The organism is Blautia faecicola, assembly GCF_004123145.1.
Classification (GTDB): Bacteria; Bacillota; Clostridia; order Lachnospirales; family Lachnospiraceae; genus Oliverpabstia; species Oliverpabstia faecicola.
Map to the genome: position 1 here is coordinate 396,217 of NZ_SDKC01000001.1, position 23,012 is coordinate 419,228.

The 23,012-nt window shown below is 46.5% G+C and carries 16 protein-coding genes; 13 read left to right on the forward strand and 3 right to left on the reverse strand.

Annotation, left to right across the window (positions count from 1 at the left end):
• Window positions 1-77: 77 nt before the first annotated feature.
• The 5 genes from ETP43_RS01590 to ETP43_RS01610 all read left to right on the forward strand — a co-directional run bounded on the left by ETP43_RS01590 (window position 78) and on the right by ETP43_RS01610 (window position 8,438).
• Window positions 78-980, forward strand: a complete 903-nt coding sequence (locus ETP43_RS01590; protein WP_129256896.1) for a carbohydrate ABC transporter permease — start codon at window positions 78-80, stop codon at window positions 978-980.
• Between the two features lie 328 nt (window positions 981-1,308).
• Complete coding sequence (locus ETP43_RS01595; protein WP_129256897.1) at window positions 1,309-2,247, forward strand: carbohydrate kinase family protein; 939 nt, start codon at window positions 1,309-1,311, stop codon at window positions 2,245-2,247.
• A gap of 147 nt (window positions 2,248-2,394) precedes the next feature.
• Window positions 2,395-3,753 (forward strand): 6-phospho-beta-glucosidase, encoded by a 1,359-nt coding sequence (locus ETP43_RS01600; protein ID WP_129256898.1) that lies wholly within the window; start codon window positions 2,395-2,397, stop codon window positions 3,751-3,753.
• A 95-nt stretch (window positions 3,754-3,848) separates the two neighbouring features.
• Window positions 3,849-6,962 carry an alpha-mannosidase gene (locus ETP43_RS01605; RefSeq protein ID WP_164979568.1) on the forward strand — a complete coding sequence of 1,038 codons (3,114 nt, stop codon included), beginning with the start codon at window positions 3,849-3,851 and terminating at the stop codon, window positions 6,960-6,962.
• Window positions 6,963-7,121: 159 nt separating this feature from the next.
• Entirely contained in the window at window positions 7,122-8,438 is a 1,317-nt protein-coding gene (locus tag ETP43_RS01610) for a M17 family metallopeptidase (protein ID WP_164979570.1), read from the forward strand.
• Here the strand turns inward: ETP43_RS01610 and ETP43_RS18745 are convergent.
• A complete protein-coding gene (locus ETP43_RS18745) occupies window positions 8,407-8,676 on the reverse strand; it encodes a DUF6783 domain-containing protein (protein WP_408608686.1) in 270 nt (89 codons plus the stop codon). The two genes, ETP43_RS01610 and ETP43_RS18745, sit on opposite strands and share 32 nt — an antisense overlap.
• Here ETP43_RS18745 and ETP43_RS01615 point away from each other — a divergent pair.
• From ETP43_RS01615 to ETP43_RS01630, 4 genes are all read left to right on the forward strand, one after another.
• A complete protein-coding gene (locus ETP43_RS01615) occupies window positions 8,664-10,253 on the forward strand; it encodes a pullulanase X25 domain-containing protein (protein ID WP_129256901.1) in 1,590 nt (529 codons plus the stop codon). The two genes, ETP43_RS18745 and ETP43_RS01615, sit on opposite strands and share 13 nt — an antisense overlap.
• 500 nt (window positions 10,254-10,753) lie before the next feature.
• Complete coding sequence (locus ETP43_RS01620) at window positions 10,754-11,257, forward strand: RNA polymerase sigma factor (RefSeq protein WP_279222146.1); 504 nt, start codon at window positions 10,754-10,756, stop codon at window positions 11,255-11,257.
• An 85-nt stretch (window positions 11,258-11,342) separates the two neighbouring features.
• Window positions 11,343-12,143: a hypothetical protein gene (locus tag ETP43_RS01625; protein WP_129256903.1), complete on the forward strand. Its 801-nt coding sequence runs from the start codon at window positions 11,343-11,345 to the stop codon at window positions 12,141-12,143.
• 12 nt (window positions 12,144-12,155) lie between these two features.
• Window positions 12,156-12,638, forward strand: coding sequence for a hypothetical protein (locus ETP43_RS01630; RefSeq protein ID WP_129256904.1), 483 nt, complete (start codon window positions 12,156-12,158; stop codon window positions 12,636-12,638).
• Window positions 12,639-12,897: 259 nt separating this feature from the next.
• On the opposite strand, the gene ETP43_RS01635 is transcribed toward ETP43_RS01630, so the two are convergent.
• Window positions 12,898-13,527, reverse strand: a complete 630-nt coding sequence (locus tag ETP43_RS01635) for a TetR/AcrR family transcriptional regulator (RefSeq protein WP_129256905.1) — start codon at window positions 13,525-13,527, stop codon at window positions 12,898-12,900.
• A 326-nt stretch (window positions 13,528-13,853) separates the two neighbouring features.
• Between ETP43_RS01635 and ETP43_RS01640 the strand changes: the two genes are divergently transcribed.
• The 3 genes from ETP43_RS01640 (at window position 13,854) to pckA (ending at window position 20,533) form a co-directional block, all read left to right on the forward strand.
• A complete protein-coding gene (locus tag ETP43_RS01640) occupies window positions 13,854-15,923 on the forward strand; it encodes an efflux RND transporter permease subunit (RefSeq protein ID WP_129256906.1) in 2,070 nt (689 codons plus the stop codon).
• 12 nt (window positions 15,924-15,935) lie between these two features.
• The gene (locus ETP43_RS01645) at window positions 15,936-18,629 is read left to right on the forward strand and encodes a hypothetical protein (RefSeq protein WP_129256907.1); all 2,694 of its coding nucleotides are present in this window, start codon (window positions 15,936-15,938) and stop codon (window positions 18,627-18,629) included.
• 299 nt (window positions 18,630-18,928) lie between these two features.
• Window positions 18,929-20,533 carry a phosphoenolpyruvate carboxykinase (ATP) gene (pckA, locus tag ETP43_RS01650; protein ID WP_129256908.1) on the forward strand — a complete coding sequence of 535 codons (1,605 nt, stop codon included), beginning with the start codon at window positions 18,929-18,931 and terminating at the stop codon, window positions 20,531-20,533.
• A gap of 213 nt (window positions 20,534-20,746) precedes the next feature.
• Here pckA and ETP43_RS01655 read toward each other — a convergent pair whose 3' ends face one another.
• A complete protein-coding gene (locus ETP43_RS01655) occupies window positions 20,747-21,601 on the reverse strand; it encodes an NAD(P)/FAD-dependent oxidoreductase (protein WP_129256909.1) in 855 nt (284 codons plus the stop codon).
• 257 nt (window positions 21,602-21,858) lie between these two features.
• Here ETP43_RS01655 and ETP43_RS01660 point away from each other — a divergent pair, with 257 nt between their 5' ends.
• Window positions 21,859-23,007 carry an alanyl-tRNA editing protein gene (locus tag ETP43_RS01660; protein WP_129256910.1) on the forward strand — a complete coding sequence of 383 codons (1,149 nt, stop codon included), beginning with the start codon at window positions 21,859-21,861 and terminating at the stop codon, window positions 23,005-23,007.
• Window positions 23,008-23,012 lie beyond the last annotated feature (5 nt).

The following is a 23,012-nucleotide window of genomic DNA, read 5'->3' on the forward strand; positions in this document are numbered from 1 at the left end:
ATCCTGCCTGCCCCGGGTGGCAGGCAGGGGAAAGAAAAGCGGGTAAGATATAGCTTACAGAAAGGATTGGGTACGCAATGTATAAAAAAAAGATAAAGGTCAATCCGGTAGATCAGGCCCTTCAGATTCTGATTTATCTGATCATTATTGCACTCTGTCTGATCATTCTGCTCCCCTGCCTGAACGTGGTGGCGCTGGCATTTAATGATGGAGCTGATGCGGCCAGGGGCGGCGTATGGTTCTGGCCGAGACAGTTCACGATGGATAACTTCAAGGAAGTATTCAAAGACGGAAGTATCACAACAGCTTATATTATTACGATTGCAAGAACTGTAATTGGAACATTTTTAAGCTTAATGGTAACGACACTGGCGGCATATGCTCTGAAACAGGAAGATCTGCCGGGAAGAAAAGTTATCACTATGCTGATCACATTTACGATGTTGTTTGGCGGTGGTATGATCCCTACCTATATTCAGTACAAAAATCTGCATCTGTTAAATTCGTTCTGGGTTTATGTGGTGCCAAGTCTGGTAAGCGTTACGTATCTTTTGATGGTACGAACTTTTTTTGAAGGAATACCGGACAGTCTGGAAGAGTCGGCGAAACTGGACGGCTGTGGATTTTTCCAGACATATATCAAGATCATGCTTCCACTTAGTAAACCGGTTATTGCCGTAGTTGGTCTGTATACGGCAGTAAACCACTGGAATGACTGGTTTGCAGGGGCATTCTATGTTAATGATACAAAACTGTGGCCGGTGCAGACGGTTCTGCAGCAGATGTTGACAAAAGCAATGAATTCACAGCAGGAAGTAACTTCTGTTGCGCAGGCGCTGGCACATAATACGGTGTCTGTAACATCCGATTCTCTGAAGATGGCAGCAGTAGTTGTCACGACAGTTCCGATTCTCTGCGTATATCCGTTCGTGCAGAAATACTTTGCACAGGGTGCCATGATCGGTGCAGTAAAAGGTTAAATAAAAGAAAAAGTAAAAGAAAGGTTCTTTGCCTCGTTCAGCAGTTATATAGAGATAGATCTATGAGCGATGCGGGGAACCTTTTTCTGTGAAAAATGATATAGGAAATTACTGATTCTGAAAAATTCGGAAAAGCAGATTATATATAGAAAAGATACGAAATAACAGATGAAAAAGTACATGACCTGGATGTGCTTTTCCATGATAGAATAAGAAATGCGAGCTAAAAAGATGTGATTTATGGTACACTGGAGAAAACGGGCTGTGGAAGAACGACGGGGACAAAAAGACAGTTTCTGTGATCCGGCCCAAAAGAAAGGGAGAAGGTATGGACGCTAAAAAATGGGATGTTTATGTATACGGCGACGTCAATATTGATATTGTGATCCCGGGGGTGGAAAAGTTTCCGGAACCCGGACAGGAAGATGAAGTTTCTGTGATGGAAACTTTTGTCGGTGGCGGAGCTGCGTTATTTACTCTGGGAGTAGGCAAGCTGGGACTTCACCCGGTCTTTCAGGGAGAAGTGGGAGATGACTGTTACGGTGAACTGATTCGGAATAAGTTCCGGGAAAGCAATGTGGACGATTCTCTTCTTGGGGTAAGTAAAGAGCTAAAAACGGGTATTTCCTTAAGCTTTACGAATGAAAAAGACCGTTCGTTCTTAACCTATCGGGGAACCAATGAAAAAATCAGCATCTCGCAGGTTGATGTAGAAAAAGTAAAAGAAGCCGCGCATATCCATGTGACCGGCTATGCGGGATCTGTCAATCATAACGAATACCTGGAACTGTTAAAGAAGATCAAGGTCGAGACACAGGCTACGGTATCCTTTGATGTGGGCTGGGATTCTACCGGCGAGTGGAAAGCGGAGATCAGGGATCTTTTCCCGTATATTGATGTACTGTTTATGAATGAGACAGAGGCGCAGCATTACGGAAGAAAAGAGACAGCCGAGGAAGCGGCACGGGAATTTGCCCGGACAGCCGGTATGGCGGTGATCAAGATGGGGAAAAAAGGTTCGATCGCAGTGAAAGACGGAAAACTGTATCAGGCAGCACCGTACACGGTGGAAGCGGTAGACACCACCGGAGCCGGAGATTCTTTTAATGCCGGATTCGTCTACGGATTTCTGAAAGGAAAAACCATGGAAGAATGCCTGAAATGTGGAAACGGATGCGGAGCACTTTCCGTGACTGCCCTTGGCGGCAATACCGGATTTCCGACAGAGGACGGACTGGAAGCGTTTATGAAGAGTTGTGAAGCATGAATGGAGCAGAAGCGTGTCGCTAAAGCGGCCAGCCGCAGACGGATAAATTTGTAAAGACGGATTTTTTGCGGATGTGCTCAGGGTACAGCGATATAACTATAAAGCTGTCAGACAAATAAGATAAGAAAGACAACAGGAGGAAAAAACATGAAAATCGCAGTAATCGGCGGTGCAGGTGTGCGTACCGTAATCTTTATCAACGGACTTTTAAAGAGATATAAAAAACTTCATATCGATGAAGTGGTACTTTATGATATTCAGGAAGAGAAGCAGAAAATTATTGAAAAGTTATGTAAACATGTAGTGGAGAGAAATCATGAAGATCTGAAAGTATGGGCGGTATCCGATCCGGTAGAAGCGATCACAGGTGCGGATTACATCGTAACCACACTGCGTGTCGGCGGAGATCACTCCCGTGTAGTAGATGAGACTATCGCTCTGGATCTTGGTGTGATCGGACAGGAGACGACCGGTGTGGGTGGATTCTCCATGGCAGTCCGCACGATCCCGGTACTGATCGAGTACTGTGAACTGATCAAAAAATATGCACCGGATGCATGGATCTTCAACTTTACGAATCCATCCGGTCTGGTAACACAGGCACTGCGAAGCGCCGGATACGATAAGATCATCGGAATCTGCGATGCACCGAGCAGCACAAAATTCCGTATGGCACATGATCTGGGAGTGGAGGAAGATGATCTGTACGTAGAATTCTTTGGATTAAATCATCTGTCCTGGATCCGCAGTGTGAAGAAAAAAGGCGAGGAAATCTTGCCGGAACTTCTGGCAGATGATGCTTTCTTACAGGGCGTACAGGAATTTTCCATGTTTGATCCGGAACTGTTGCGTTCCATCGGATTCCTGCCGAACGAATATCTGTACTACTACTATCACAGAGAAAAAGCGCTGGAGAATATCAAAAAATCCGGGGCAACCAGAGGAAAGACTATCGAAAACGTAAATATCCAGATGATGGATGAACTGAAACATATGGATATCGACGCGGATCCGGAAGGTGCACTGCAGATCTTCCTGTACTATATGCAGGTACGTGAAAACTCTTATATGAGCATCGAATCCGGTCTGGCAAAGCGGCCGCTTCTGGAAAAAGGTCAGCTGGAAGTACCGGACGGTATGGGATATGCCGGAGTTATGCTGGACTGCATCGAAGGAATGCAGAGTGAAAAAGGAAAATATCTGGTGTTGTCTGTGGAAAATAACGGAAGCATCCCGGGACTGGCTGACGAAGATGTGATCGAGACCACCTGTCTGGTATCGAAAGACGGCATCCATCCGGTAAAAGTAAAAGAGGTACCGGAACACTGCTATCTGCTGATCCGTCTGATTAAAATGTACGAGAAACTGACCGTGGAAGCAGTAAAGAACAAATCCAAAGAAACCGCGGTACAGGCACTGATGCTGCATCCGCTGGTAAATTCATATTCTCTGGCAAAACAGCTGGTAGATAAGTATGATGAAGTTTATGGGGGAATTTTCCGTTAGAGGAAAACACTTTCTGCAAGATGTGTCTGACAGTTTGCAGGAATGATCATTGAAACCGGCGGAATTTTGTAAAAATGTATTGGGAGGATAAAAAAATGCCATTTGATTTTCATAATCGTGACAGGATTGAGCATCTGTTAGAAGAAATCGAACAGATGCGTTACAAAGACAGAAGGGATCTGTCCGGGTTCTCTTTCTGGGAGGACGACGGATCTGTAGGCAATCGTGAACCACAGGGCGAAGGCGTACCGGTAGAGCAGGGATTTTGCTGGACGGGCTGGGATCGCTATAACTGGCTGACGGTGACAGCTAAGATCCCGGAAAGCTGGAGCGGACAGGATGTTCGGGCGCTGTTTGATTTCGGCGCCAGCGTGGGAACCGGAAATAACGGAGATCCGGAGAGTCTGTTATATATCAACGGAAAAACATATCAGGCAGTGGACGGGAATCACCATGAAGTGTTCCTGGATGTGGAAAAAGAAGGCTATATTCAGGAGATGAAGTTCCGTCTCTGGTCCGGATTGAGCGGTGGTGGAGTGCCGGTTGATAATGTCATGGAAATCCGGCAGGCACAGATCGCCATTCTGGATCATCCATGTGATGATCTGTATTATCTGGCAAAAGCCGCACTGGAAACGTATGATCTGCTTCCGGCAAATCACGAGTACAAAGAGTGGATCCTGAACTGTCTGGTAAGATGCTTTACACTGGTTGATTTTACCGAACCGGGAAGTGAAGCGTTCTACGAGAGTGTACAGGAGGCGTGGAACTATCTGGACGGACAGATGCAGGGCCAGGGCAAACCGGATGTCAATATCAGTCTGATCGGTCATACCCACATCGATGTGGCATGGCTGTGGAGACTTCGTCATACCAGAGAAAAAGCAGCCCGCTCTTTCTCAACCGTAAACCGTCTGATGGAAAAATATCCGGAATACCTGTTTTTACAGACACAGCCGCAGCTCTATGATTTTATCAAAGAGGACTACCCGGACATTTATGAACATATCCGGGAACGTGTGAAAGAAGGCAAATGGGAGCCTTCCGGTGCGATGTGGGTAGAATGTGACTGTAACATCGCTTCCGGCGAATCGATCATCCGCCAGATTCTGGTAGGAAAGAATTTCTTCAAAAAGGAGTTCAATTACGAGAGTGAATATCTGTGGCTTCCGGATGTCTTCGGCTACTCCTGGGCGCTGCCGCAGATACTGAAAAAATCAGGCGTGGATACGTTTATGACAACCAAGATCAGCTGGAACGACACCAACCGTCTGCCGTATGATACATTCCGCTGGAGGGGTATGGACGGGACTGAGGTGACCGCGCATTTTGTGACGACGACAGATCCGGGTGAAGATTATTATACATATAACGGAAATACCAGTCCGCAGGCGATTCGCGGGGTATGGGAGCAGTACAAGAATAAAGATACCAATAAAGATCTGCTGATTTCGTTTGGGTTTGGGGACGGAGGTGGTGGTCCAACCAGAACACACATCAAACAGGCGCAGATGGCAGATAAGATTCCGGGACTGCCGCATGTGAAGATGGAAAAACCGACGGATTATTTTCGACGTCTGAACCGGACGATGAAAGAGAATCCGATGGATGGTTATGTGCCGGTGTGGGACGGAGAATTGTATCTGGAATTCCACCGTGGAACGTATACTTCTCAGGGCTACAATAAAAAGATGAACCGCCGGATGGAGTACCGCATGCGTGATGTAGAGATGGAATCTATGCTCGCACAGGTACTGAAAGGGGTTCCGTATGATTACGAACGGATCCTGAAAGCATGGAAAATCATTCTGTGCCATCAGTTCCATGATATTTTGCCGGGATCGTCCATCCGGGAAGTCTACGAGGACAGCCACGCAGAGTACGCAAGAGCGGCCAAACTGCTGGATCAGGTATGTGAAGCGGTAGAAGGAGCTCTGTATCAGCCGGAAGAAGGAACGTATACGCTGTTTAACAATTCCAACTGGGCAAGAAGCGGCGAAGCATGGATCCCGATGAGCGAAGAAGCCTTACAGATGTATCGGGGCGGAAAAGTTCTGGATGCGCATGGAGAAGAAGTCAAAGCAGTATGGGAAGAACAGGGAGTCCGCATCTGGGTAAAAGAGATTCCGCCATTTGCTTTTGCAACCTTCCATCCGGAGGCCGGAGAGCACAGAACGGACAAAGAGAGTGTGGACGTTACTTCCATCGAGACATCGTATTATCAGATCGCATGGAACGAAGCCGGACAACTGACGAGAATCTTTGATAAGAAAGCCGGACGGGAAGTTCTTCCGGAAGGAAAATGTGCCAATGAACTGCAGGTATTTGAAGACAAACCACGCTGCTTTGATGCCTGGGAACTGGAACCGACCATTGATCTGAAAAAGGAGGTCATAAAGGAATGTGTACAGACCAGAGTACGCCAGGATGCGATCGGCTGGCAGGTAGATTTTACCTGGAACTATCATAAGTCACAGATTCAGCAGACCATGTGTCTGTATGAAGAAGATCCGCGCATTGATTTTAAGACACAGGTGGACTGGCAGGAACGTCAGAAACTGTTAAAAACCAGTTTTCCGGTAGATGTCCGGGCGGTAGATGCCAGATTTGATATTCAGGATGGAAATATCCGCCGCCCGATCACCAGAAATACTACCTGGGAAGCCGCCAAGTTCGAGGTGGCCGCTCACAAATGGGTAGACCTGTGGGAGACAGGATACGGACTGGCAGTACTGAACGACTGCAAATATGGCCATGATATCAAAGAGGATACCATTCGCCTGACCCTGTTAAAATCAGCAGTGGAACCGGATTATACGGCAGATCGTGGAACGCATGTATTTACCTATGCGATCTTACCGCACAGTTGTGAGTGGTATGAAGCAGGCATCGAGCAGAGCGCTTTTGCGTTAAATAATCCGCTGACGGCAGTGAAAGGAGCAGCTGCACTGGGACAGGAAAGCTGGCTTTCTTTTGATCAGGAGAACCTGGTAGTGGATGCATGGAAGAGAGAGGAAAACGGCAATCGTGTGATCCTGCGGTTCCATGAATTCCAGGGAAGACGTGGAGAAGTTACGGTGCATACCCGTCTGGATGTGAAACAATGGTGTGAATGTAACCTGATGGAAGAGCCGGGAGAATTCAAAGACGGTGAGATCCGGGTGACACTGAAACCATATGAGATCAAGACACTGATGTTTGAAGTATAAAACCGGATGATTCATCGGATAAAAGACGGTTGGGGGCGGCTGTCAAAGACTCGTAAGACGTGAAAGAGGATCTGGTGTTACGTACATTAAGATTCTCCACAGAATATACAGTGGTATATGTGGATAGGCAGTTGGAAAAGTATATGGAGTGTGGATAAGATGAAAATCAGATGGACGAATCAGGAACAGGAACTGCAGGCAGATATTTTTTTCGAAAAGAGAACGGCAACACCGGAAAATTTCCGGAAACTGGGAAAGAAACGTGGCGGTGACTGCCGGATCGCAGTGAAAAGAGAAGGATTTTCCGAAGAAGAATGGATACAGATGCTGTGCAATGGGGTGTGCAGCCTGTATGACGGCGCATATCGGTTTTCCCGGAACGGGGTGAAGAAGCTGGGAAGACAAAGAAACGTATATGAAAACAGGGATGCACTCAGTGACTACGGAGAGACCTGTTATACCTTTGTATTGGAAGGCACAGCGCAGGAACTTGCTGCGCTGGAGCGTGGGGAAATACTGGGACGATGTAAAGGATATGCCCGGACACTTGGTAATCTGCCCAATAATTATCTGCATACGGAAGATCTGGCGACTTACGCCCATACACTGGCACAGAAGCTTGGAATCTTCTGTGAGATCTATGGAGACCGAAAACTTGAAGAACTTGGATGCGGCGGACTTCTGGCGGTGAATCAGGGAAGCCGCAGGGAAGCTGCTATGATGGTTCTACGGTATGAGGGCGCAAAGGGAAGTCCGTGGACGGCACTGGTTGGAAAGGGACTGCTGTTTGATGCCGGAGGCTACCATCTGAAATCCATCGATGGAATGAACGGGATGAAATACGACATGTGCGGGGCAGCAGATGTGTTGGAGATACTGGAGTATCTTGTCACACAAAAAGTCAAAAAGAATGTGATGGCCGTGCTGATGCTGGCCGAAAATGTGATCAGCCCGGACGCGGTGAAAATGGGGGATGTGATCACCACACTGTCCGGAAAGACCGTGGAAGTCTATAACACCGATGCGGAAGGACGGCTGGTCTTATGCGATGGAATCACGTTTGCACAGCGTATGGGGGCACGCACCGTGATCGACCTTGCCACGCTGACCTATTCGGCGCAGAGTGCCCTGGGAGATCAGGTGACAGCACTGTTCGGAAATGACTGCGAGGCGCTTGAAAACTGGAAAAAAACAGCTGCGTTCACCGGAGAACATTACTGGCAGCTGCCGATGGGACCGATCTATCATAAGATGATCGAATGGTCCATCTGTGCGGATTTTGCCAATTATGCACCGGGACGGGGCGCAGGTGCCAGTGTTGCGGCATGCTTTCTGGAGAACTTTGTAGAAGAGGGTACCCAGTGGATCCATCTGGATATGGTGGGACCGTCAGTGGTACGGAAAGAAACCGAGGAGATGGCAGAAGGCGCCAGTGGGGCATGCATCAGCACGCTGGCGGCATATTTGACCAGATAAATCGGATTGATGAAACAGAGATGTTAAAGCGTGCTTGAAAAATCCTTCCTGCAATTTGTATGTCGGCGTTTGTGGAATATTTTACTGTCATTTGGGTGACGTAGAACGCTGCGCCATATTGAGTCAGGGAAAAGCGCTTACAGATCGCGATAAATATCTCGCAGAAAAGTATAAAAATCAGGAGAGAAGGGAAGCAGCATATTGAAGTGGGGAAAGATGCTGCGAATGGAAGAAACAATGAATTTTACATTTGATGGAAATATCTCCAGAGAAGTTCTGGAAAATTACCTGTCCCGGAGTGTGACGGCAGCAGGTTTATATGAGAGCAAAACACTGGAAGATGATCTGCGTGCGATCCGGGAGATGGGCGTAAAATTTCTCGGAAGAGCATCAGGTATCTGGTATATGACGATGGATGACGAAGAACATTTTTGGCTGTCTAAGGAACTGGCAGATAAAGTGCATGCACAGGATCCGGAAGTCATCCTGCAGTCCTGCGTTTTCGAGTGGATCACACGGCGGATGGAGACCGTAGAGATTCCGGACTATGTGTTTGAGGCATTCGGTATGGAACCGGAACCTCGGTGTTTCCGTCTGGACGATGCGTTGTTTACGGATGAGTCCAGCGGATATACCAGTAGAAGAGACGATCCGGCAAAAGACGGCGGTATCCCGGATCTGTCCCGGCAGGAGGCAAGACTGTGGTTTTACTACCGGGCAACCCGCTACATTGACTGCGGCTATGAGGCACTGCATATGGGACAGGTACATCTGTATACCGCAAATGACAAGGGAATGGCAAAGACCGCAGAGCTGTTCGGCATGATCCGCGCGTACGCAAGGATTCACGGAAGACGCCATAAGATCCTGCTGGATGCCCATACCCATGGTGTAAATATCCGTGGGAAACTGCTGTTTGACTATCATGCGATGCCATTTACCCGGATGCCGCTTTTGGAAGTACCGGGAGAAGAACTGGTACTGGTCCGTGAAGGGTACAGCGAAGGCGGGGAAAATCCGAATGGATGGTCTGCGAAAACCATGCCGTACCTGATGGAATATGACAACTGGGGCGGACTGGTGGTTGACGACCGGGAAAATATTCCCCGGGAAGAGCTGGCGTGGAGAGACTGGTGGGGATATGATCAGATCGCCTGGTTTGCCAATCAGCCGGAGGCAAGCAGGAATCATTTTCTGGAATATACCTACAAGTGGACAGAAATCAACAATCCCAATGCATACTTTGAACTGCCGTTTCGCCGGATGATCCACAATGCGGAAGTATCCATGAAACGCGGAGATAATGGTGAGACGGATGCACAGGATTTTTATCAGATCAATACGAAAAGTGCAGAATGCCCGATGGGATTTGCTCAGGAAGAAACTGCAAAAAGGTTATGGGCAGCCGGTCATATGCTGCGGGAAAAGGCGGCGAATCCGGAGATGCTGATCCGTTATGGTGCAGAGGAGGTCTACGATGAAGAAACCGGTATGAAACTTCCGGAAAAAATCGTGGTCTATGGAAGCTTCCAGTCCCATGTGGGAGCGGTAAAAAATGATTCCAACAGTGAACTGACCAGAATGTACTATATCGGTGATAACACTTATACATTATCGGTAGTAATTCCGTTTGCAGGCACATATGATTATTCTGTGGCAACATACGGAACGCTGTCTGCCACGTATCAGGCAGACGGCTATCCGAGAAGCGGGTCTTCGAACAAAGCTTATTTTACGACTCAGAAAGATAATACCGTGGTTCGATTCCGGTATCAGTTTATCAGTAATAAAGTTACCGTGGAGATGTTTGAATAAAATAATAAGGCAGATCCTTCATAGTTTGCGACGGATATTTTGCGAAAAGTTGTTTTTTAACAGAATCTATTATTGAAAATAGGGATAGGAATAATAAAGCATCGGAGCAGGAGAATACTCCTGGAAGAGAAGAAGAACTCTTACTCCGATGCTTTTTTGCGATTTACGTGAGCAACGAGCCAAAGTCTATGCTTGCGTGAGACCTTGGCAACTGCCGCGATACCAAGAGGAAATTTGCAGAGCGAGTTTCCTCTTGGTTACGTGAGCAACGAGCCAAAGTCTGTGTTTGCCGGAAAGTACTTTCTTGCAAAGTGCAAAATATAAATATGCAAAACCGACAAATATAGACATAATGATACAAAAATACACAAAAAAGAAAGAAAAATTTGTGTAAAATTAATAAAAACTATTGAAAAATGTAAGATCATTGTGTATTATGAAACTACAAACAAAAGAGGAAACAGGAAGAAGGGACTAATAATAACGAAGGAGGTGGTATCGTGGATAGGAGGGACCATGATCGATGCCAAGAACTTTACGTGAAATATAGAGAGTTTATGTATTGGTACGTGAAAAAGCATTTTCCGGATTTGCCAGAAGAAGACATTCGTGATATTCTACAAGAGGTGTGGACATCATTATTGAATGCAATCGACAAGTTATATGATAAGGGCGATGAAGGTCAGTTTGCCTGGTTGATCAAGGTGACTCAAACCAAGGTAATCGATTACTACCGCTCCCAGAGGAAAACAGAAGAACTGGGAGAAAGGATTGGACTTGCTTTACAGGAACAGAAAGAGGGATGTTCTGTGCAGGACACAGTAATCGCGAGAATGATTGCAATGGAACTGGTAGAAGGACTGACAGAGAAAGAGCGGAGAGTCCTTTCCATCGAATATTTCTCGGATACGAATGATGAAGTCTCGAATGCCTTCAAATGCAGACGAAGCCGTCTGAGAAGAAAAATCGAGGAAAGTTTTGGAGTATTCAGAAAGAAACGATAGGGATCTATCAGTATCATGTATTCGGATGATGTTATTCACTTCACCGTGAAATGGCTTCCGTAAGGAAGCTGAGAAAGGATATTCGATGAAGAAAAAAGATAAAATATATGACAGTCCGGAATACAAGCAGATCAGAGAACATCTTCCTGAGATTTTAAAAGAAATGGAACGTGACAAGGGTCTGAAACAATATCAGATGCCGGAAGGCTGGAACGAAGACTTCGAACGCATCTACCAGGCAGAACACCGCAAAGAACGCATCCGCAACCGCATTTTTGCTGGCGCATGTGCAGCGATCATTCTTGGCATTGGAGCCGTTCATGTGGGAGAACGTCTGGAGCTGACTTCGATGGTGCAGGCGGATGATATTGGGAAGACTACGAAAAATGGGTTTGAGGATGGCGAGTACCAATACAGTACATATGGAAACGTTGAAGAAGATGAAGAGTATGTAATTTCAGAGGATGAAAATGATTTGAATTTTACATGTGAAAGTTTAGATGAACTGTATACTCAAGTAAAACAAGAAACAAAAGCTCCAATATTTATTATAAAAGATATTACAGAGCCATATACAGTTGAAAATGCATTTTATAGTAAATTACATAGGAATTTTACCTATCGGATAGAATTAAAAGATACAGGTGAGTATTTATATGTAAATGAACAAATGCAAGTGGATGAGACCGGAAATGGAACTGTCAATGAGCATAAAGAGACAACTATATATTTGAAGAATCTGGAAATGGAAACAGATATATATAGAAGTGCGAGAGATGATAGTTTAAAGTGTAATATAATGTATAATAATAAAACATTGGTGGTTGTATCGAATTTACCAGTAGAGGAGTTCGAGAATATTATATCGGATATAGAATATCATTAGACGAGGTGAAAAATGAAAAAATATATTGCAATATTATTAAGTGGTATTTTGATGTTAGCACAGGCAACAATAATTTTTGCAGCAGATCAAGAGAATGAACAGCAGCAGTATCAAATGGTAGAGGAACAAGATTGGGTTCCAGATAGTTCGCTAAATGATATTGAGATTAGTCCATATACTTTATATCTTGCAGATGTTGTTACTTCGATTGTTAAAGTAAGTGCGACGCAGGTTAGTATTCGTGCACAAGCTATTTGCGGCGAAAAGGTTAAATCAATAACAGTCATTTACATACTACAAAAATGGAATGGTAGTAAATGGGTTGATATTGCATCAAAAACAGCTACAGCATATGACACATCTAGTGCACATAAAAGTTATACTATTTCTGGTCTGGGATCAGGTAGATATCGTTGCAAAGCTAGCGCAATGGCAACAGGATATAATGGGTTTTCTGAGAATTTAGTTGGTTACAGTGCTAGCATCAGTTTATAATCTTCGATAAAATCCCCTCCCTTCAGGAGCCCCCAAACACCCAACCGTGTTTCCAAAACTCCTGGGCAGGTGGTTTTATACCCTTACTCCCCAACTAATTTGTCTTTCATAAAAGCAGTGCAGTAAGGGTTACAGCCATTGCAGAGGAACCTGAGGCAACCGCATCCGCCGAAGTTCCCTGTGATGGCTGTGTTTATATTTTATCCAAATACGAAAAAACAGTGGCAAAGACCTGAAAAATGGTCTTTGCCACTGTTTTTTAATGTTTCGAATCGCCCGCAGTCTCATCCGTCCGGTACTGATCGAAGATCCCGCGTACTGCCTGGTGCAGATGCGGTTTGAGTTCTTCAAGACCTACTGGCTGCTGGTAGAGGATCGCGTTGTAGCTGGTTCCGTTGACAAGTTCGAGGATCAGATACATCATAAGCTCCGGGGAATGATAGGTATGATTAGCATTTTGCAGCATCTTATCGTAGATGGTATGGATTGACGGGGTGTCCTCACTCGGTGTGAAGAACAGAGAATTCTTGAAAAATCCCCAGCTCAGATGCTTGGACAAAAGCCGTACCAGGTTCAGGTTGGATGCCAGCTGATCCAGAATATCATCCATAATAAAGATTACCTGATCTTCAAAATCCCGGATCTCTGTATGTTTTTGCAGTTTGAGATAGGAATTCTGAAAGACCTGACTGGCTTTGTGAGCGATCAGGTGATTGCGGATATCGTATTTGTCTTTGAAATACAGATAAAAAGTTCCTTTTGCCACACCGGCGTTTTTTACGATATCAGAAATCGAAGTCTTATTGAATCCATTGTCTATAAAGAGAGAAAAAGCGGAATCCAGCAGGGATTCCCTTTTTTGTTGTTTGTTGTGATCGACTTTTCCCATACCGGGATCAGCCCCCTTTCTGCGTGTGCTTTGCATAAGCGAGGCGTGTTCCGAAAGCATGTGTAACATGTTCAGGATTATGCCCGCTGAAATATAAAATCCTTATGTTTCCCATATTATAAGTAAATATCTACAAAAAAGTCAAATGAAAATTGGTCATTTTTTTATTTTCGGTAAGTTGCATAAAATACAAAATGACTTTTGGTCAACCTTTTGCCTGATAAATATTGACTAAAAGTCATTTATAGAGTATAACAATAAATGACCAAAGGTCAGTGAAAAAGACCAACGGAAAATTATAAGAGAAGGTAAGGGAGGAACATGATATGGAGGAGCTGGGAAGGAAGATCGTCAGGTTTCGAATTCCGATATTTATCATCGGATTATTGTTGCTGATTCCATCCGTCTTTGGATATATCAACACAAGAGTCAATTACGACGTACTTTATTATCTGCCGGATTCCATCGAGACGATGCAGGGTCAGGATATCCTGGTAGATGAATTTGGAACAGGAGCCTATTCGATGTTTATCTGTGAGGGCATGGAAAACAAAGATGTGGCGAAGTTAAAAGAACAGATTGAAGATGTGGAACATGTCAGCAAGGTTGTCTGGTATGACAGTTTCGCAGACATCAGTATCCCGATGGAGATGCTGCCGGAGGATATCCGGGACGCCTTTAATGCGGACGATTCCACGATGATGTTTATCATCTTTGATACGACAACATCCGCCGATGAGACGATGGATGCGATCGAGGACATCCGTGCACTGGCAGGAAAACAGTGTTTCTTAAGCGGTATGTCAGCTATCGTTACCGACACCAAGAACCTGGCAGAGTCCGAGGTTGCGATCTATGTACTGATCGCGGTTGTCCTCTCCTGTATCATTCTGGCACTGACGATGGAATCTTATCTGATCCCGGTATTTTTCCTGTTGAGTATCGGTATGGCGATCATCTATAACATGGGAAGTAATATTTTCATGGGACAGATTTCCTACATCACGAAAGCGCTGAGTGCAGTCCTTCAGCTGGGTGTTACGATGGACTACTCGATCTTCCTGTGGCACAGCTATCAGGAACAGAGAGAAAAAGGCGAAGAGGATCATAAAGAGGCGATGGCAAAGGCAATCGCAGCTACGATCAAATCCGTAGTCGGAAGCTCGATCACAACGATCGCCGGATTTATCGCGCTGTGCTTTATGAGTTTTACCCTGGGTCTTGACCTTGGTATCGTCATGACAAAAGGTGTTGTCTTCGGCGTGATCTGCTGTGTTACCGTACTTCCGTCGATGATCATGATCTTCGACAATGCACTGGAGAAAACGAAACACCGTCAGCTGATCCCGGATTTTCCGAAGATTTCTGATTTTGTGGTAAAACACCATGTGATTTTTGCAGTCTTGTTTGTGGTATTATTTATTCCATTTGCTTATTTCCAGGCACATGCAAGCGTGTACTACAACCTGGATGCCAGCCTTCCGGATAATCTGCCGAGTGTGCAGGCAAATACTAAACTGTCCGAAGAATACGATATGGGTGCAGCACATATGATCCTGCTGGATAAGGATCTGGATGCCAAACAGAAATACAACATGATCGCCGATATCGAAAAAGTAGACGGCGTGAAACAGGTACTCGGTCTGGAGAGCATCATCGGACCGGCATTTCCGGAGAGTATGATCCCGGACGATGTGAAAGAAATCCTGGAGAGTGATAACTACGAACTGATGCTGATCATGAACGAATACGCGGTAGCATCCGATGAGGTCAACAGTCAGCTGAGTGAGATCAACACGATCCTGAAACAGTACGATCCGACCGGTATGCTGGTAGGGGAAGCACCGTGTACGAAGGATCTGATCGAGATCACCGACCACGACTTTGCAGTTGTCAGCGCGGTATCGATCCTGGCAGTATTCTTTATTATTTTCTTTGTATTTAAATCAATCTCCCTTCCGGTGATCCTGGTTATGGTCATCGAGGGTGCGATCTTTATCAACATGGGTATCCCGTTCCTGACGGGAACCAAACTTCCGTTCATCGCTTCCATCGTTATCGGAACGATCCAGCTGGGCGCGACCGTCGATTACGCGATTCTGATCACCAGCCGTTACGAGAAGGAGCGTGGAGGAGGAAAGAGCAAGAAAGAAGCGATCCAGATCGCGCACAAGACCAGCATCCGACCGGTCATGGTATCGGCGTTCAGTTTCTTCGCCGCAACTTTCGGTGTTGGTATGTATTCCCAGATCGATATGATCAGTTCTCTGTGTCTGCTGATGGCAAGGGGCGCGCTGATCAGTATGTGTGCAGTATTATTATTCCTGCCGGCAATGTTCTGGCTGTTTGATGGAATTATTTGTAAAACGAGTCTGAATTTCAGACGGAAACATTAGGAGGAGATCGTTATGAAGAGAAAATATGTACAGGCAATGATGACAGGTATGGCAGCGATGCTGGCAGTAACCGTTCCGGTGACGACTGTTGCCGCAGCGACTCCGGAGAAAGAGCAGACCGTCTATGTCAATGCCGATCAGAATGGAAATGTAGAGAAAGTGATCGTAAGCAACTGGCTGAAAAATGCAGACAAAGAAAGCACGGTGGAAGATAACAGCGAACTGAACAATATCACCAACGTAAAGGGTGAGGAAAGCTATACCCAGGGAAGCGACGGCAAACTGGTATGGGCAGCAGATGGAAATGACATTTACTATCAGGGAGAAACCAGCAAGGAACTCCCGGTATCCGTAAAAATGACCTACTTCCTGGACGGCAAAGAAATCAGTGCTGCAGATCTGGCAGGAAAGAGCGGAAAAGTAAAGATCCGTATCGATTACACCAACAATTCTTCCCAGACCGCGAAGATCAACAGCAAGAAAGAGACCATTTATACACCATTTATGATGGCAACCGGTATGATCCTTCCGACGGATACCTTTACCAATGTAGAAGTAACCAACGGTAAAGTGATCTCCGATGGAAATAATAACATCGTTCTGGGCATCGGCTTCCCGGGTCTGTATGACAGCCTGAAACTGGGTGACCTGGACTCCTTCAAGGACAAAGAAAGCCCGGATTATGTAGAGATCACCGCAGATGTGGAAGATTTCTCCCTGGCACTGACCGCTACGGTAGCAACCACCGGTACATTGAAAGAACTGGGACTGGATGACATCGATGATCTGGATGATCTGCAGGACAGTCTCGATAAACTGACCGAATCCTCCACCGCACTGGTAGAAGGAAGCCGTGCGCTGCAGGAAGGCATCCAGGAACTGGACAGCTCCGCAGATACCTTCGTGGACGGACTGAACAGCGCAGATGACGGTGCAGGACAGTTAAAAGACGGTATCGATACGATGAACAACAGCAAAGGCAGCCTGATCTCCGGTATCGATCAGCTGGTAGCCGGCATGGAAAGCCTGGGAAGCGGCGCAGGAAGTTTACAGAGTGGTGTAAAATCCTACACCGACGGAACCGAGCAGCTGAACGCCGGTATCGCACAGGTCAACAGCGGTGCGAAACAGTTAAATGCAGGAATCAGCCAGTTAAATGAGAAGAAAGCAACGCTTACCGCAGGTGTTGCGCAGCTTTCCGAGGGCGGAAAACAGTTGGAGAGCGGAGCAGCCAGTCTGCAGTCCGGTCTGGTGGCTTACACCGGCGGAGCAGAGCAGCTGGGTGCAGGAATCCATACATTATATGATACGATGGAAGACAAACTCGGCAATGTCGGAGAACTTCCGGGTGCGGTAAGCGGACTCATGGACGGATGCAAGAAACTGAGCGCAGGAGCAGCAGCGCTGCAGGCAGGAGCAGATCAGGCAGCAGCCAGTGCTTCGAAACTGAACGATGCCGTGACAGCACTCAGCGGAGCAGTGACCGGAACCAAAGCAGCCGTATCGGCAGCACAGAGCGCTGTATCAGCACCACAGGTTGTAACAGATGTGACAAAAGCAAGTGAAGCAGCCAGCGCAGAGGCAACGACAAAAGCAAAAGAGGCAGTGGCAGCAGAAAATGAAAAAGTAAATGAAGCAGCCAGCACACAGGCAACAGAAAAGCAGAGAGCCAATGTGGAAGCTGCTCTGAAAGCTGCAGGTGTGGATGAAGCCACAAGACAGGCAGTGTTAAATAATCTGGCAGGTATTCAGGTCAATGTGGGCGTACAGACCAGTCCGGAAGTCAGCGTCCAGGTGGATGCATCCAAGGTAAGCACTTCCATCAGCCAGGAGACAAAGACCACACTTGCAGGTGTTCAGGAGAACCTGAAGAAAGTAGAATCCGGTCTTGCCGGTGTCAGTATGACAGAAACCGAAAAACAGATGCAGTCATTGAAAAACGGAGCAGACACCGTGGCAATAGGAACCGCAAATCTTGCCAAGAGTGCGGCAGCACTTGGCGATGCCGTAGAACCGCTGACGACATTCTCAACAATGACACAGACCATGCTGGGAGCTGTAAATCAGCTGAAGGAAGCCAGTGATACACTGACTGCCAATGATACCACGCTGAATACCGGAGCAGCAGCTCTGGCAGAGGGAACGAAATCTCTGAACAGCGGACTGACCACCCTGGCATCCGGCGCATCTGCCCTCAGTGACGGTGTCACACAGCTGGCACAGGGATCCGCATCCCTGACACAGGGAACCGAAACCCTGAAAAAAGGATCGGACACCCTGATCGCAAACAACAGCACCCTGAAAGACGGAACAGCAAAACTGGTAGCAGGAAGCAGCGCCCTGATCGTCGGCGGCAAAGCTTTACAGTCCGGTGGAAATACGTTAAGCGCAGGTATCCAGAAACTTGCAGATGGCGCCGCACAGCTGAAATCCGGAACCAGTCAGCTGGCAGACGGCGGCAAAAAATTAAAAGAAGGAACCACGAAACTTGCAGACGGCTCCACAGAACTTGCAGACGGTATGGAGGAATTTGACGAGGAAGGTATCCAGAAGATCTCAGATCTGGCAGGAGATAACCTGACTGCCCTGATGGATCGTCTGGACGCGGTGACAGAAGCCGACAAAGACTACACCGCATTCGACGGCTGGAAGAAAGATGCAGACGGCAGCGTAAAATTCATTATCGAGACAGCTGCAATCAAGTAATTGCTTTCGAAAAAAGCAGGGGAAACTGTTTACAAAAGATAATATCAGGACCGGAAGAGATTACGGTCCTGATATTATCATATCGGAACTTCGATTTGCGGGATAAATCAAAGGAAACTGGAAATCCTAGTTTTTAGCTAGTCTTTTCAAAAATTTCAAAGAATTTTTATTGATTTTGTGTCGCAAATATGTATAATTAGGGATAAAGAGAGTTGCTATGGGCGGCTGTCTTTGAGGGATACCAGAAACCTGCATTTGCAGGAGGTTATCATATTATGAAAGAAAGAGGTTAATGTAAAATGGCAGAAATTAATTTAAGTAAGTATGGCATTACCGGAACTACAGAGGTTGTTTACAATCCTTCTTATGAAATGTTATTTGAAGAAGAAACAAAATCTACACTGGAAGGTTTTGAAAAAGGACGGGAAAGTGAACTGGGAGCAGTTAACGTTATGACTGGTGTTTACACCGGACGTTCTCCTAAAGATAAGTTCATCGTAATGGACGAAAACTCCAAAGATACTGTTTGGTGGACTTCTGACGAATATAAGAACGATAACCACCCGGCAACACAGGAAGCATGGAGCGCAGTAAAAGAGCTGGCTCTGAAAGAACTGTCCAACAAGAGACTGTTCGTTGTAGATGCATTCTGTGGTGCAAACAAAGACACCCGTATGGCTATCCGTTTCATCGTAGAAGTAGCATGGCAGGCACATTTCGTAACTAACATGTTCATCAAACCTACAGAAGAAGAACTGAAAGACTTCGAACCGGATTTCATCGTATACAACGCTTCCAAAGCAAAAGTTGAAAATTACAAAGAGCTGGGTCTGAACTCTGAAACAGCTGTTATGTTCAACATCACAAGCCGTGAGCAGGTTATCGTAAATACATGGTACGGCGGAGAAATGAAAAAAGGTATGTTCTCTATGATGAACTACTATCTGCCACTGAAAGGCATCGCTTCCATGCACTGCTCCGCAAACACAGACATGAACGGCGAAAACACAGCAATCTTCTTCGGTCTGTCCGGAACAGGTAAAACTACACTGTCTACAGACCCGAAACGTCTGCTGATCGGTGATGACGAGCACGGCTGGGATGACAACGGCGTATTCAACTTCGAAGGTGGATGCTACGCAAAAGTTATCAACCTGGATGCTGAATCTGAACCAGACATCTACAACGCAATCAGACGTAACGCACTGTTAGAGAACGTTACTCTGGATGAGAACGGAAAAATCGACTTCGCTGATAAGAGCGTAACAGAGAACACCCGTGTATCTTACCCGATCGATCATATTGAAAAAATCGTTCGCCCGATTTCCGCAGCTCCGGCAGCTAAGAACGTAATCTTCCTGTCCGCAGATGCATTCGGCGTACTGCCTCCAGTATCTATCCTGACAGAAGCTCAGACACAGTATTACTTCCTGTCTGGTTTCACAGCTAAACTGGCTGGTACAGAACGTGGAATTACAGAACCGACTCCTACTTTCTCTGCTTGCTTCGGCCAGGCATTCCTGGAACTGCATCCTACAAAATATGCAGAAGAGCTGGTTAAGAAAATGGAAAAGAGCGGTGCAAAAGCATACCTGGTTAACACAGGTTGGAACGGTACCGGAAAACGTATCTCCATCAAAGATACCCGTGGTATCATCGATGCTATCCTGAGCGGAGATATCAAAACAGCTCCTACAAAGACTATTCCTTACTTCAACTTTGAAGTTCCGACAGAACTGCCGGGCGTAGACAGCGGAATCCTGGATCCTCGCGATACTTACGCAGATGCTTCTCAGTGGGAAGAAAAAGCGAAAGACCTGGCTGACAGATTCATCAAGAACTTCGCTAAATACGAAGGAAATGAAGCCGGTAAAGCTCTGGTAGCAGCTGGTCCTCAGAAATAATTAAAAAATATAAAGTGTTCAAACGATAAAAGAACTGCCGCTATCCGAAGTGATTCGGATGCGGCAGTTTTTGCACTGTAGAAATATTGTAAAAGAAAATGAGTGACAGAATATCGGACTTTGCATATCGATATTCTGCCACTTATTTTATGCGGGCAACGAGTCAAAGTCCGTGCTTGCACGAGACCTTGACGACTGCCGCGATAATCAAAATTAAGACCGCAGATATTTGATACAGGAAAGCGCGGCCTTCGCTCCTTCACCGACTGCAACAGAAACCTGCAGGATCCCGCCGATACAGTCCCCTGCGGCGAAGACGCCAGGGAGACCGGTATCCATCTGTTCGTTGACGATGATCCGCTCATCCTCAAGCCGGATACCAAGTTTCCGTGCGAGATCGCTACCCTTTGCAGTGCCGAGCGCCATGAAAAGGCATGCCGGGTGAAGCTGCGTGCCGTCTTCCAGACAGACAGCCTCCAGTGCATCTGTGCCGACAAGTTCCAGAACCGGTGTCTGGATGATCGTAACTTTCGGTGGAAAGTCAACCGAAGGTTCCAGTCCATTGGTCAGCAGTGTGACGGAGCCGACAACCGGAAGAAGTTCCTGGACTTCATGGAGGGCGTACTCGCCATTTCCAAGGACGGCGACAGATTCGCCGCGGTAGAGAAAAGCATCACAGACGGCACAGTAGCTGACACCATGCCCCTCGAGTTTGGCGAGATTCTTGATTTTCAATGTTTTTCGGGAAGTTCCGGTGGTGAGAATGATGGCGCGGGCTTCGATCTGCGTGGAAGCGGTAGAAACCAGATAGTTGCCGTTCCAGCTGATCCCAACTACCTCATCCTGCAAAAGCGTACCGCCGAGATCCTGTACCTGTTTTCTTCCGTTTTCAATCAGTTCATGACCGGAGAGGGGATGATCCAGTCCGAAATAATTTTCAATTTTTTCTGCTTTTTCCAGAGCACCGTTATCTTTTCCAATGACGGTAGTGGAAAATCCACCCCGGAGAATATAAAGAGCGGCGGACAGACCAGCCGGTCCGCTGCCGATGATGACAACATCCTGCATAAAGATTACCTCCTTGTAGGAATCGTGATTCCTGTTCGTTGTTTACTGTCAGTATAGGCAAAAATGGAGAAAAAAGCAAAGAAATCGTCTGTGACATGGTCACACAGAACGCAAAATGCAGTTACCGTTCTCTGATAATCCCCCCGAAGCGTGTTACCGGGTACGAAGTGAACAGGAATCTTGCAAGTTTGTGAATTTCGTACTATGATGATGCAGAAAGAAAAATACTGTAGAAGAGACAGAAAGAGGACATGCATATGAGAACAGAACGTTTATTTTATAAAGATTCCCACCAGACCACCTGCCAGGCGAAAGTGCTGGAGTGCAGAGAGGTGAAGAAAGGATATGAGATCCTTCTGGATCAGACTGTATTTTACCCGGAAGGGGGCGGACAGCCATGTGACATCGGAACCATGAACCAGGTGGAAGTTACCGATGTACAGGAAAAAGACGGAGAAATCTGGCATCGGACACGGGAAGCGATCCCTGAGGGAACAGAAGTGAACTGTAAGATCGACTGGGAGCGCAGATTTGACCTGATGCAGCAGCACTCCGGTGAGCACCTGATCAGCGGACTGATCCACGAAAAATACGGCTATAACAACGTAGGATTTCACATGGGAAGCGAGACGATCACGCTGGATGTGGACGGCGAAGTGCCGGAAGCGGTGCTGAAAGAGATCGAGGCAAAGGCAAATCAGTATGTGTGGGAGAATCATCCGGTTGAGATCACCCATCCGTCAGAGGAAGAACGGAAGACACTGCCTTACAGAAGTAAGAAAGAGCTGACCGGTGATGTGCGGATCGTAACCTGGCCGGGTATGGATATCTGTGCCTGCTGTGGTGTCCATGTGGACTTTTCCGGAGAGATCGGACAGATTACCCTGGTATCTGCGCAGAAGTTCAAGGGCGGTATGCGTATTGAGATGCTCTGCGGAAAACGGGCATTGGAGTATACCAATCAGTTAAAAGAACAGAACCGAAGGATTTCCCAGCTGTTGTCCGCAAAATGGAACGATACCGCAGATGCAGTGGAAAAATTACAGAAAGAATATCAGCAGTTAAAGTTCCGCATGGTAGGAATGGAACTGAAAAAGATCGAGACGATCGCAGCACAGACCGCAGGATGCGGCGATCAGCTGTTGTTCGAGGAAGATATGTCACCAGACAGCGTAAGAAAGCTGGCTTCGGATGTGATGGAAAGCTGTGGCGGCCGCTGCGCAGTGTTTAATGGCAATGACGAAAACGGCTATCGTTATATCATCGGAGAAAAAGATGGAGATCTCCGTGAATTTGTAAAAGAAATGAACCAGAAATTACAGGGACGGGGCGGCGGAAAGCCATTTTTCGTACAGGGTTCCGTGCAGGCATCCAGAAAGGAAATCGAAACATTTTTTGCTTCGTAAGGTAG

Coding starts and splice junctions, on each gene's coding strand:
- ETP43_RS01590 (WP_129256896.1), top strand. CDS start 78: ATGTATAAAAAAAAGATAAAGGTCAATCCGGTAGATCAGGCCCTTCAG.
- ETP43_RS01595 (WP_129256897.1), top strand. CDS start 1,309: ATGGACGCTAAAAAATGGGATGTTTATGTATACGGCGACGTCAATATT.
- ETP43_RS01600 (WP_129256898.1), top strand. CDS start 2,395: ATGAAAATCGCAGTAATCGGCGGTGCAGGTGTGCGTACCGTAATCTTT.
- ETP43_RS01605 (WP_164979568.1), top strand. CDS start 3,849: ATGCCATTTGATTTTCATAATCGTGACAGGATTGAGCATCTGTTAGAA.
- ETP43_RS01610 (WP_164979570.1), top strand. CDS start 7,122: ATGAAAATCAGATGGACGAATCAGGAACAGGAACTGCAGGCAGATATT.
- ETP43_RS01615 (WP_129256901.1), top strand. CDS start 8,664: ATGGAAGAAACAATGAATTTTACATTTGATGGAAATATCTCCAGAGAA.
- ETP43_RS01625 (WP_129256903.1), top strand. CDS start 11,343: ATGAAGAAAAAAGATAAAATATATGACAGTCCGGAATACAAGCAGATC.
- ETP43_RS01630 (WP_129256904.1), top strand. CDS start 12,156: ATGAAAAAATATATTGCAATATTATTAAGTGGTATTTTGATGTTAGCA.
- ETP43_RS01635 (WP_129256905.1), bottom strand. CDS start 13,527: ATGGGAAAAGTCGATCACAACAAACAACAAAAAAGGGAATCCCTGCTG.
- ETP43_RS01640 (WP_129256906.1), top strand. CDS start 13,854: ATGGAGGAGCTGGGAAGGAAGATCGTCAGGTTTCGAATTCCGATATTT.
- ETP43_RS01645 (WP_129256907.1), top strand. CDS start 15,936: ATGAAGAGAAAATATGTACAGGCAATGATGACAGGTATGGCAGCGATG.
- pckA (WP_129256908.1), top strand. CDS start 18,929: ATGGCAGAAATTAATTTAAGTAAGTATGGCATTACCGGAACTACAGAG.
- ETP43_RS01655 (WP_129256909.1), bottom strand. CDS start 21,601: ATGCAGGATGTTGTCATCATCGGCAGCGGACCGGCTGGTCTGTCCGCC.
- ETP43_RS01660 (WP_129256910.1), top strand. CDS start 21,859: ATGAGAACAGAACGTTTATTTTATAAAGATTCCCACCAGACCACCTGC.